7 protein-coding genes are annotated in these 11,495 nt (G+C 70.3%); 6 read left to right on the top strand and 1 reads right to left on the bottom strand.

All coding sequences use genetic code 11. From position 1 onward, the window contains the following. Positions 1-137: 137 nt before the first annotated feature. Positions 138-4,121 carry a type VII secretion protein EccCa gene (gene eccCa / locus LCD31_RS13350; protein ID WP_224958434.1) on the bottom strand — a complete coding sequence of 1,328 codons (3,984 nt, stop codon included), beginning with the start codon at positions 4,119-4,121 and terminating at the stop codon, positions 138-140. A gap of 136 nt (positions 4,122-4,257) precedes the next feature. Between eccCa and eccD the strand changes: the two genes are divergently transcribed. The 6 genes from eccD to LCD31_RS13320 form a co-directional block, all read left to right on the top strand. Further along, positions 4,258-5,667, top strand: a complete 1,410-nt coding sequence (gene eccD / locus LCD31_RS13345; protein ID WP_224958433.1) for a type VII secretion integral membrane protein EccD — start codon at positions 4,258-4,260, stop codon at positions 5,665-5,667. Beyond that, positions 5,667-7,094, top strand: a complete 1,428-nt coding sequence (gene eccB, locus LCD31_RS13340; RefSeq protein WP_224958431.1) for a type VII secretion protein EccB — start codon at positions 5,667-5,669, stop codon at positions 7,092-7,094. Before eccD ends, eccB begins: the two co-directional genes overlap by 1 nt. A 165-nt stretch (positions 7,095-7,259) precedes the next feature. Continuing rightward, on the top strand, positions 7,260-7,583 hold the full coding sequence (locus LCD31_RS13335) for a hypothetical protein (RefSeq protein ID WP_224958429.1): 324 nt from the start codon (positions 7,260-7,262) through the stop codon (positions 7,581-7,583). A gap of 53 nt (positions 7,584-7,636) precedes the next feature. Then, positions 7,637-7,939 carry a WXG100 family type VII secretion target gene (locus LCD31_RS13330; protein WP_224958427.1) on the top strand — a complete coding sequence of 101 codons (303 nt, stop codon included), beginning with the start codon at positions 7,637-7,639 and terminating at the stop codon, positions 7,937-7,939. A 125-nt stretch (positions 7,940-8,064) separates the two neighbouring features. Continuing rightward, positions 8,065-8,511, top strand: coding sequence for a hypothetical protein (locus LCD31_RS13325; RefSeq protein ID WP_224958425.1), 447 nt, complete (start codon positions 8,065-8,067; stop codon positions 8,509-8,511). A gap of 81 nt (positions 8,512-8,592) precedes the next feature. Then, positions 8,593-11,495: hypothetical protein (locus tag LCD31_RS13320; RefSeq protein WP_224958423.1), on the top strand; the 2,903-nt coding region annotated here is incomplete at its 3' end.

The raw sequence follows: 11,495 nt of genomic DNA, 5'->3' as shown, positions 1-11,495 counted from the left end.
GGGGGCCCCCCCCGCCCCCCCGGGGGCGGGGGCCCCCCCGGGCCCCCCCCCCCCCCCCCCCCCCCCCCCCCCCCCCCCCCCCGGGGGGGCGCCCCCCCCCCCCCCCCCCCCCGAGGAACAGGGCGGGCGGCGGAGGCTCAGTCCCGGGACTTCGGCGGGCCGGGGACGAGCGGGGTCTGCACCAGCCGGACCGTGCGGCGCCGGTTGATGTACTGCGCCCGCCCCGGGGGCAGCGTCCGCGGCTTGAGGTTGCCGAGGAACCGCTCCTCCTTCGGGCAGGACAGCAGCATCGCCGGGGTGCCGAGCTCCCACATCCGCCGGATCACCTGGTTGCTCATCGAGCGGCTGCCACCGGAGGTGCTGCGCGCGAGGATCAGGTGCACGCCGACGTCGGCGCCGTGCGGCACCAGCGAGTTCAGCGGCTGCAGGATGCCCGCGCCCATGCCGCCTTCGGCGAGTTCGAAGTCGTCGATGATGATGAACAGCCGTCCGCCGTTCCACCAGTCGCGCTTCGGCAGCCTGCTCGGCGGGATCTCCGGCCCGGGGATCCGCTTCTCCAGGCCGCGCGCCGCGTTCGCGATGGAGTTGCCCAGCGCGTCCGCTCCGACGGCGTACTCGATCTGGTTCTCCGCGGGGATCGAGTCGTGCAGTTCGCGGCGGAAGTCGCCGAACATGACCCGGGCCTCGTTCGGGCCGTAGGTCGCCGCGATGGACTTGGCGATGTGCCGCAGCACGCTGGTCTTGCCGGACTCCGCGTCCCCGTAGATGAGCAGGTGCGGGGTGGTGTCGAAGTCGTACCACTGGACGTTGAGGCCGGTGTCCTCGATGCCCAGCGGCATCCGCAGCTCCTTGTCCCCGCCGGGGCGGGTCGGTGCCGGGAGCTCCTCCGGCGTGAGCGTGACCGGCAGCATCCGCACCCGCGGCGCGACCGGCGCCTCGGGCAGGGCCAGCGATTCGGACAGCTCGGTGGTGGCGTCGGCGACGTCGTCGTTGCTCGGGTCGCCGTCGATGCGCGGCAGCGCCGCCAGGAAGTGCAGCCGGTCGGTGGTGATGCCGCGGCCGGGGATGTTCGGCACGGTCGCCGCGAGCCTGCTGTTGACCTCGGAGTCGACCGGGTCGCCGAGCCGCAGCTCGAACCGGGTGCCGAGCACGTCCCGCAGCCATGGCCGCATCTCCGCCCACCGGTTGGTGGCGATGAGCAGGTGGATGCCGAAGCTGAGCCCGCGCGCGGCGAGTTCGGTGAACCGGTCTTCGAGCTCCTCGAAGTCCTGCCGGATCGTGTACCACCCGTCGACGACGAGGAACACGTCGCCGTAGGGGTCGAGGTCGGTGAACCGGCCGGCCCGCCGCGCCTTGCGGTAGGTCGCCATCGAGTCGATGTTGTGCTCGGCGAACAGCGTCTCCCGCTTGGCCAGCAGGTTGGTCACCTCCAGCACGGTCCGGGTGACGCGGTCCTTGTCGAGGCGGTTCGCGAGGCTGCCGACGTGCGGCATCTTGCCGAGCGAGGCCAGGGTGCCGCCGAAGTCCAGGCAGTAGAACTGCACCTCGGCCGCGCTGTGCGTCAGCGCCAGGGCGCTGATCAAGGTGCGCAGCATGGTGCTCTTGCCGGTCTGCGGGCCGCCGACGACGGCCGCGTTGCCGCGGCTGCCGCTGAGGTCGGCGGTGAGCAGTTCGCGCCGCTGCTGCGCGGGCAGGTCGATCAGGCCGACCGGGACGTGCAGGTTCGCGGTCTGCAGGTCGCCCACCGGACGCGGCCCGAGCACCGGGTGGTCCACCAGCGGCGGCAGCAGCTGGTCGAGGGTGGGGGACTTCTTCAGCGGCGGCAGCCACACCTGGTGCGCCCGCGGGCCGATGTCGCGGAGCCGTTCGATCAGCACGTCGAGCACGGTCTGCGTCGGCTCGTCGGCGTCCGGTTCCGGTTCGGGTTCCGGCTCGGGCAGCTTGGCGGGCTCGATGTAGTCGGTGCCGAAGGCCACCACCTGCTGCTCGGCTTCGGCGCGGGTGCTGCGCTGGCGCTTGGTGCGGTAAGTGCCGGAGACGAACGCGCCCTTGAACCGGGTCAGCGTGGTGGTGTCGGGGCGCAGGTAGCCGTTGCCGGGTCCGCTGGGCAGCTCGTAGGCGTCGGGGACGCCGAGGATGGAGCGGGACTCCATCGCGGAGAACGTGCGCAGGCCGATCTTGTACGACAGGTGCGTCTCGATCTTGTGGATGCGGCCTTCGTCGAGCCGCTGCGAGGCGAGCAGCAGGTGCACGCCGAGGCTTCGGCCCAGCCGGCCGATCATCGCGAACACGTCCACGAACTCGGGCTTGCTGGAGAGCATCTCGCTGAACTCGTCGACGACGATGAACAGCGCGGGCATCGGCTCCAGCTGCACGCCCTGCTGGCGCGCCGCTTCGTAGTCGCGCCGCGACGCGTAGTTGCCGGAGGCGCGCAGGTGCTCCTGGCGCCGGTTCATCTCACCGGTCAGCGCGTCCTGCATCCGGTCCACGAGCTCCAGCTCGTCGACCAGGTTGGTGATGACCGCGGAGGTGTGCGGCAGCTGGTCGAAGCCGAGGAACGCCGCACCGCCCTTGAAGTCGACGAGCACGAAGTTGAGCTCTTCGGAGGTGTGCGTGGTGGCGAGCGCCGCGACCAGGGTCCGCAGCAGCTCGCTCTTGCCGGAACCGGTGGCGCCGATGCACAGGCCGTGCGGGCCCGAACCGTCCTCGGCGGATTCCTTGATGTCCAGTTCCAGCGGGGATCCGTTGGCGGCGATGCCGATCGGCACCCGCAGCCTGCGCTTCGCGGTCATCCGCTCGCGCCGGTACTTGGCGGGGGAGAAGGTGCGCACGTCGCCGAGGCCGAGCAGCCCGGCGAGCTCGTAGTCCCCGGCGAGCGGTTCGTCGCTCTCGGCGACCGCTTCGCCGACCCGGTAGCGGGCCAGGGTGCGGGCGAGGGCGGCGATGCCGATGGTGCTCAGCGAGTCGGGGCGGCACAGCGGGCTGCCCGCGGGCTTGCCGAGCCGGTCGAAGGTGACGGTGCTGACCTGCTCCGGCTCGACCTCCAGGAACAGCGCGTCCGCCTTCGCCTGCCACGGCAGGGTTTCGCCGACGTCGAGGACCACGGTGTTGCGGTAGCCCTCCTCGCCGACGCGGTGGTCGGCGGGCAGCTGCACGCCGTCGAGCACGATGACGACGAGCGGTTCGCCCGGGGTGACCGGGGTGTCGGCCTCGAAGCGGGGCCGGGAGGTGAAGTCCCCGCCGCCGAGCAGGTCCTCGACCTCGGTCATGGTCTCGCCGACCAGGCGGCGCGAGCCCGCGGCGTCGCGGCCCTCGCCCTGGTTGTGCGGCAGCCACTTCAGCCAGTCCCAGTCGTCGCGGCGCTGCTCGCTCGCGCACAGCGCGATCCGCACCTCGCCGGGTGCGTGCGCGGTGACGAGCTGGGCGAGCATGGCGCGGGCCAGGCCGCGCACCGCCTCCTCGTCGCCGCGGAACCGGATCTGGCTGAACCCGCGCAGGTACACGGCGATCGGCGCGTTCGACAAGGTCGTGTAGGCGCGCAGGAACCGGCGCAGCGCGTGCGCGGACAGCGGCTCCAGGTCCTCGATCGGCTTGCTGTCCGGCGGGACCAGCTTCGTCGCGGAGCGCTGCTTGCCGAGCCCGATCCGCACTTCGCCGAAGTCGTCGTGGGCCGGGCGGCGCTCCCACAGCCGGTAGCCCAGCGCCAGCGACCACAGCGAGCGCGGGTCCGGGTGGATCCAGCGCGCGGCCTTCTGCTGGCTGGTGAGCGCCTTGCGCACCTGGCGGCGCAGCTGCCCCAGGTACCGGATGTAGTCGCGGCGGAACCCGTGCAGCTTCTGCTTGTGGTTCACCGAGTTCCGCAGCAGCTGCACCAGGATCATGCCGATGGCGGAGCACATCATGATCCCGCCACCGATGTAGGACAGCACCCCCGACCCCGGGCGCACGAACATCATGACCATGGCCAGCGAGCCGAGCCCCATCGGGGCGTACATCATGACGGAGCTGATCCCGCCACCGGTGTTCTCCGGAACCGCGGGCGGCTCCTGGATCTCTATCTCCTCGCTCGGTGAGGTCGGTTTCGGTCGGCGAGAACGCCGAGCGAACAGCACCGTGCTCACGTGCTCTCCCTTTGGTGAGTGGAATCCCCTGGATGTCCGCGGGGACGGACTGATCAGTAACGTCTGGGCCCGCAAGCGTTACGTTGCTGACCGGGTCGCGGTCTCTCAACCTGGCAGGAAAGGACCCCGGGCACCCATGGCGATTTCGGAAGAGCAGGTCCAGCATCGCACAACAGACTCGGGGAGGCTACGGTTCGTCCTCGGCAAGAAGTCGACCGACGTCGCCCTGCCCGCTGAAGTGCCGCTCGCCGACCTGCTTCCCGCCGTCCTGCCCCAGTTCGGCGCAGAGTGGGTCGAGCAGGGCGCGGACCACGAGGGCTGGGTCGCCCAGCGCGTCGGCGAGGCGCCGCTGGACGAGGATCGGACGATCGCCGAACTAGGTCTGCTCGACGGCGAGACGATCTACCTCCGCCCGCGGGCGGACCAGCTGGAACCCATCGACTACGACGACCTCGTCGACGGTGTCGGCGAGCAGGTGCAGAACCACGCCGGCCGGTGGCGCCCGGCCCGGACCCGCTGGCTGCTGCGGGCGCTGGGGCTGGCGGCGCTGCTGCTCGGCTTCCCGCTGCTGCTGGCCGGGGCCGACGTCGCGGTGGAAGCACCCATCGCGGGCGGCATGACCGCGCTGCTGCTGGCCGCCGCGACGCTGGTGGCGCGCGGCGCCGCGAACCCGGTGCTGGCGACGATCATCACCGGCGTCGCGGTCTGCTACTCGGCGTTGACCGGCGTGCTGCTGCTGATCGCGCTGGACCCGGTGGCGACGGTGCCGATGATGATCAGCTGCGCGGCGGCGGGTGCGTTGATCGCGCTCGTCGTGGGGCTGCTGGGCGTCGCGGACTCGTCGCTGCTGTTCACCACCGCCATCACCTTCACGCTCCTGGTCGGCATCCCGGCGCTGATCGCCTCGGTGAGCCCGGCCTCCGGCCAGCAGGCCGCCTCGATCGGCATCGTGGTGACGATCGTGCTGAGCGTGTTCATCCCGTCCCTGTCGTTCCGGCTCTCCGGGCTCACGCTGCCGCTGCTGCCGACGACGCCGTCCGAGCTGACCGAGGAGATCGAACCGATCGGGCAGCAGATCGTGGTCGAGCGCGGTGCGGTCACCGTGGGCTACTCGCGGGCGCTGCACGTCGGCGTCGGTGCCGCGCTGACCTTCATGGTCCTGGGCGCGCTGGTCGGTGAAGCCGACGTGTGGACCGTGGTGTTCGGTGCGGTGGTCTCGCTGCTGCTGTTCCTGCGCTCCCGGCACCCGGACGGCGCGATCCAGCGCTGGGCCCTGGTCGTCCCGGCCGCTGTCGGGTTCGCCACCTGCACGTTGCTGGTGGTGACCTGGGCGGGTCCGCTGGTCGCGATCCTCGCGGTGTGGCTGCCCTCGCTGGCCGTGGGCGCGCTGCTGCTGGTGCTCTCCGAGTTCCTGCCGAACCGGAGGCTGCGCCCGTACTGGGGCCGCGCGGTGGACATCTTCGAATCCCTGACGGCGGTCGCGGTGCTGCCGCTGCTTCTCCAACTCCTGCACGTGTACGCGAAGATGCGAGGGCTGGCCGGCTGATGCAGTCACGCAAGGATCAGGTCCAGGCGTACTTCTTCGTGGTCGGCAGGCTCGTCGCCGCGGTCACGCACGGACGTCCGGACGCGCTGGAATCGCCGAACCGCAGGGTGAAGAACGGCACCATGTTCGGCGTGCTGGTCGCGGCGCTGCTGATGGCGGTCTTCGGCATCCTCGGCCTGTTCCTGCCCGGGGGGAACACCTCCTGGAAGCAGGCCGGGTCGATCGTGATGGACAAGGAGACCGGCGCCCAGTTCGTGTACCTGGACGGGCAGCTGCACCCGGCGCTGAACTACTCCTCGGCGAAGCTGGCCTCCGGCAACACCGGCGGCACGGTGTCCTCGGTGTCCCGGGAATCCATGGAGGGCACACCGGTCGGCCAGCCGATCGGCATCCCGAACGCCCCCGACTCGATTCCCACCGCGGAGACGCTGCGGGTCACGCCGTGGACGGTGTGCGTGCAGCCGCTGCCGCCGAACCAGATGATCGGCAACCCGACGATCACGCTGATGATCGACGCGCAGGCGGGCACCGCGGCCACGCACGGGCAAGGCCTGCTGGTGCGCACCCCGGACGGCGCGCTGCAGCTGATCTGGGAGGGCAAGCGGTACCGGGTGACCAGCCCGGCGGTGGTGGACGCGCTCGGCTACGGCGACACCGCGCCGCTGGAGGTCCCGGCGACCTGGCTGAACCCGATCCCGGCCGGACGCGACCTCGAGGTGCAGGACACCCCGGGCGCCGGGCAGGCCGGTCCGCTGATCGACGGCAAGCCCAGCCGCGTCGGCCAGGTCTACGAGGTGCGCAACCCGGCCATCGATTCCAGCCAGTTCTACCTGGTGCGGCAGGACGGCGTGACGCCGCTGAACAGGATGAGCGCGGCCCTGCTGTTCGCCGCACCGTCCACCCGGGACGCCTACCCGGGGATGCAGGTCGCGCCGATCCAGGCGGGCCCGTCCGCGATCTCCGGGGTGCCGACCTCGCAGGGGCCGGACCTGGTGACCGGATTCCCCGGCGTGGTGCCGGAAACGGTGATCCCGCCCGCCGATTCGCAGCCGTGCGTGCGCTACGCGTCCTCGGCCTCGGGCAACATGAAGGTGACGCTGGAGCTGCAGCCGACCTCGCGGGTGAACGCGGGCGCGGTGGACACCGCGCAGCACATCGCGGGCACCGTGGCGGACCGCATCGTCATCCCCGCAGGCGGCGGTGTGCTGGCCAGGGACCTGCCCGCGCCAGGCGCGGCTCCGGGCACCGCGTACCTCATCACCGACGTGGGCACGAAGTACCCGCTGGCGGACGCGAACGTGCTGAAATCCCTGGGATACTCGGAGAGCTCCGTGATGCAGGTGCCCACGGACCTGCTCGCCCTGCTGCCCAACGGGCCGGCGCTGAGCACGGCTGCCGCCACGCAGGTCCAATCCCCGACCTCTTGATCTTCCAAGTTTGATGAGGGGAGTCCCTAGCTTGACGCGGTCAAGACCACCCGCGGGTCGCACAGGCTGCGCGGAGATCTAAGTTGGTAGTCGGGTTAGACCCGATATCCACAGAGCACGAGAACTGCGGCGGGCCGCCGCGGCGATTGCCAAACGGAGGAACAAGTGGCTATTGACGGCGCACTTTTTGACGAAGCGGAAATCCAGCAGGTCGCCGGTCGGCACGACACCGCCCGCGAAGAGATCGAGCAGCAGCTGACCCAGCTGCGCAGCCAGCTCGACGGTGTGGGCCAGCGCAGCCCGAACGAGATGACCAAGATGCTCGTCGACCAGTACGAGCAGGACCTCACCCGCCTGAAGGACTCCGTGCTGGCCGACCTCCAGGCGATGTCGCAGGACATGCGCTCGACCGCCGGTCAGCAGACCGAGCAGGACCAGAGCAACGTCAAGCCGATCACGAACACGCCGATCGAGAACTTCATCGGCTGATCGCGCTTCGCGCACCCGAACATCCGCACATTCCGCACTGAGGAGCAGCAGAGATGACCAGCCCCAAGACTTATGACTACGGCGCACTCGAAGAAGCCCAGAACTTCCTGAAGCAGGGCCTCGAGTTCGTCAACGAGCGCGCCAGCGAGCTCATCAAGGACGCCACCAACCTGCAGGAGAAGGGTTGGCAGGGGCAGTCCGCCACCGGCTACAACGCCTCGGCGGAGCGCCTGCGCGGCCGGCTGGACGGTTTCGCCCAGTACATCGAGCAGCAGAAGCAGAACGTCCAGTCCGGTACGACGAACATGCAGGACACCGACCAGGCCGGTGGCAAGCGCATGAGCGCCTACAGCTGACCGGTGCCGGGCACCTTTGCGGTGGCGGGGGCGGTCGCGCGACTCGGCCCGGCATCGCTTTTCTCCACCCGCCGCTCTCCGCGGCCACGTTCGATGCTGACGACACCACGTAAGTAGGGATGGTCATGGCGGACAAAACCGCTTTCTCCCCGGATGACATCAAGAACGCTGCCAACGAGATCGGCAAGCTGACCGAGGACATGGCGGCCTTCCAAGAGCTGAAGGCGCACTGGCCCAACGCAGGTCACTTCGAGACCGCGCAGTGGCTGGAGCGGATCGTCGACGACCGCCGCAACGGCCTGGTCGCGCACGCCGAGCGGTTGAAGAACATCTTCGACAACATGAAGACCGACCTCACCGCGATCGCGAACGACTTCGAGAACGCCGACGGCGAGAACGCCGACAAGATCAAGGCCGAGGTCGCCGACATGCGCGGCCACATCGACACGGCGATCTCCTCCCTGGACAAGGGCACCGAGGCCGAGCAGCACAACTTCTCGGACGACCCGGACATCAAGCCGGAGGACAACGCCAAGGACGGCGACGGCTACAACGACACCCTGCCCGCCTGATCGTGGTGCAGGGCAGCAGACCCAGATCCCGTTAGTCATTCGATCGGCCGGTGGGCCGCTTCTTTGTGAGGACCATTTCCGATGGCGGACAAAGCCGAAAACGTGGTGGGCGTCTACAGCGCCTCCGCCCCTCCCATGGCTGTGGACAACTACTCCAGCTGGGAAGAGATCGACGCCGCCACCTGGGACCTCACGCACAACGGAGGGGCCACCGGCGATCACGCGAGTCTGAGCAGCAACAAGACCGCGGAAGCCTGGTACGAGCTGGAAGCCGCTTTCAAGAAGGCGACCGAACGGCTCGGTGAGATCAACGAGGGCTTCAACAAGCAGATCAAGGCCCTGCAGGACCACATGCAGGGCGTCGCGGGCGACGAGTTCAACAAGTACGCGACGGATCTGTTCAAGGAGAGCGAAGACCTCTACAACACGCTGACGAACCAGGCCTACGCCACCACCGTCGGCAACATCGGTCACGCCATCCAGGACTACGCGCAGCGCTGGTGGGAGGCGCTCGACAACGAGCACGAGCGCCGCAAGACCGCGATCGAGAAGATCGAGGCGGTCTCCACCGAGCTCAGCCAGTCCGAGTTCGACAGCAAGGTCCAGGAAGCGGTCGACGTCAGCGAGGAGAACCTCCTCAAGGAGCTCAAGGTCCTGCTGACGAACCTCACGAACCAGTACAGCACGCGTGGTTCCGACCTGAGTCCGCTGCACATCGCCCTCAGCCCCGCCGCCGAGAACACCGGCGGCGGCGAGGACGGCAACGGCGATGACAAGGACGGCAAGGACGGCAAGGACGACGACTCCAACGGTTCGGGCGACGACGAGGACTCCTCGGGCTCGGGCGACGACTCCTCGGGCTCCGGCGACGACGACTCTTCGGGTTCCGGCGACGACGAGGACGACACGTCGCAGGACGAGAAGGACGCCAAGGACGACGCCGACGACGCCATCGACGACCTGACCGGCGAGGGCGAGGGCTCGGGCGAGGGCTCGGGCGAGGGTTCCGGCGAGGGCTCGGGCGAGGGTTCCGGATCGGGCTCCGGTTCCGGATCCGGCTCCGGAGAAGGTTCGGGCGAAGGGTCCGGCGAGGGCTCCGAGGACTACGACAAGGGCCTGCAAGACGCGAAGAGCGCCGCGAACGATGCCATCGACGGCCTCACCTCCGACGGCCCGGGTGTCGGCGGCGGTGAAGGCGCTGGTGGTGGCGAAGGTGCTGGCGGCGCCGAAGGTGCTGGGGACACCGGTGGTGCTGGGGACACCGGTGGTGCTGGGGACACGGGTGGTGCTGGGGACACGGGTGGTGCTGGGGACACGGGTGGTGCCGGTGAAAGCCAGGGCGACGACTACCAGCAGGCCACCGAGGACGCGAAGAAGGCCGCGAACGACGCGATCGACGGCTTGGGCGAAGGTGCCGGCGCTGGTGGCGGCGAAGGTGCGGGCGAGGGCGAAGGTGCTGGTGGCGGCGTCGGCGGCATGCCGGGCGGCATGGGCTCCGGAGGCGGCAGCACCGGTTCCGGCGGTAGCAAGAGCGGCAGTGACAGCCAGCGCGACAAGGGCCTCGAGGACGCGAAGAAGGCCGCGAACGACGCCATCGACTCGCTCGCGGGCGGCGGTGAAGGCGGTCCTGAAACCGAGTCGGGCGGTCCCGGAAGCGAGGGCTCCGGCGGCGGTGCCGGCGAGGGCGTCGACACTGGGGAGGCTAAGAAGGCCGCGGGCGACGCGATCGGCGACCTCAAGGGCCAGACCGACAGCCCGGAGGCGCAGCAGCGCCTGGACGACGCGAAGAAGGCCGCCGACGACGCGATCGGCGACCTGAGCAAGGACGGTGGCCAGCCCAGCGCCGAAGAGGCCAAGAAAGCCGCGTCCGACGCCATCGACTCGCTCGGCCAGGAAAGCGACAGCCCCGAGCAGCAGCAGGCGATGGAGGACGCCAAGAAGGCGGCCGACGACGCCATCGACTCGCTCGCCGGCGGTGGCAGCGGTGGCCCGAACACCGAGTCCGCCGGCCCCGGCGGTGCCGACGAGAAGCTCGACGGCGGAGAGGCTAAGAAGGCCGCGGGCGACGCGATCGACGACCTCAAGGGCGAGACGCAGAGCCCCGAGGCCCAGGAACGCCTGGACGACGCCAAGCAAGCGGCCAACGAGGCGATCGAGGACCTCACCAAGGACGGCGGCGAGCCGACCGCGGAAGAGGCGAAGAAGGCCGCGGACGAGGCCATCGACGCGCTCGGCCAGGACGGCGACTCCCCCGAGCAGCAGCAGGCCATGGAGGACGCCAAGAAGGCGGCCGACGACGCCATCGACGACCTCGCCGTGAAGGACACTCCGGTGGACGGCGGCGAGGCGAAGAAGGCCGCCTCCGACGCCATCGGCGACCTGGCCAAGGGCACCCAGGACCCGGCCGCCCAGCAGCGCATGCAGGACGCGCAGCAGGCCGCGAACGACGCGATCGAGGACCTCACCAAGGACGGCGGCGAGCCGACCGCGGAAGAGGCGAAGAAGGCCGCGGACGAGGCCATCGACGCGCTCGGCCAGGACGGCGACTCCCCCGAGCAGCAGCAGGCCATGGAGGACGCCAAGAAGGCCGCGGACGACGCGATCAACGAGCTGGCCAGCCCGTCCGACTCCGGCGGCCCGATCGACGACGCCCAGGCCCGCAAGGCGACCTCGGACGCCATCGGCGACCTGACCACCAAGAGCGCCGACCCGGCCGCGCAGCAGCGGCTGCAGGAAGCGCAGCAGGCGGCCAACGACGCCATCGGCGGGCTCAGCCAGGACGGCACCCCGCCGAGCGGTGAGGAGGCCAAGCAGGCCGCCTCCGACGCGATCGACCAGCTCGGCCAGGACGGCGATTCCCCGGCGCAGCAGCAGGCCATGGAGGACGCCAAGAAGGCCGCGGACGACGCGATCGACGGCCTCGCCTCCGGCGGTACCGGCGGCGGTGGCGGCGGGTCCGAACTGGACGACTTCCTCGGTGGCGG

This window comes from Saccharopolyspora sp. 6M, from assembly GCF_020176775.1.
In the GTDB taxonomy this organism is placed as follows: Bacteria; Actinomycetota; Actinomycetes; order Mycobacteriales; family Pseudonocardiaceae; genus Saccharopolyspora_C; species Saccharopolyspora_C gregorii.
This window is presented reverse-complemented; position numbering and strand designations above follow the sequence as displayed.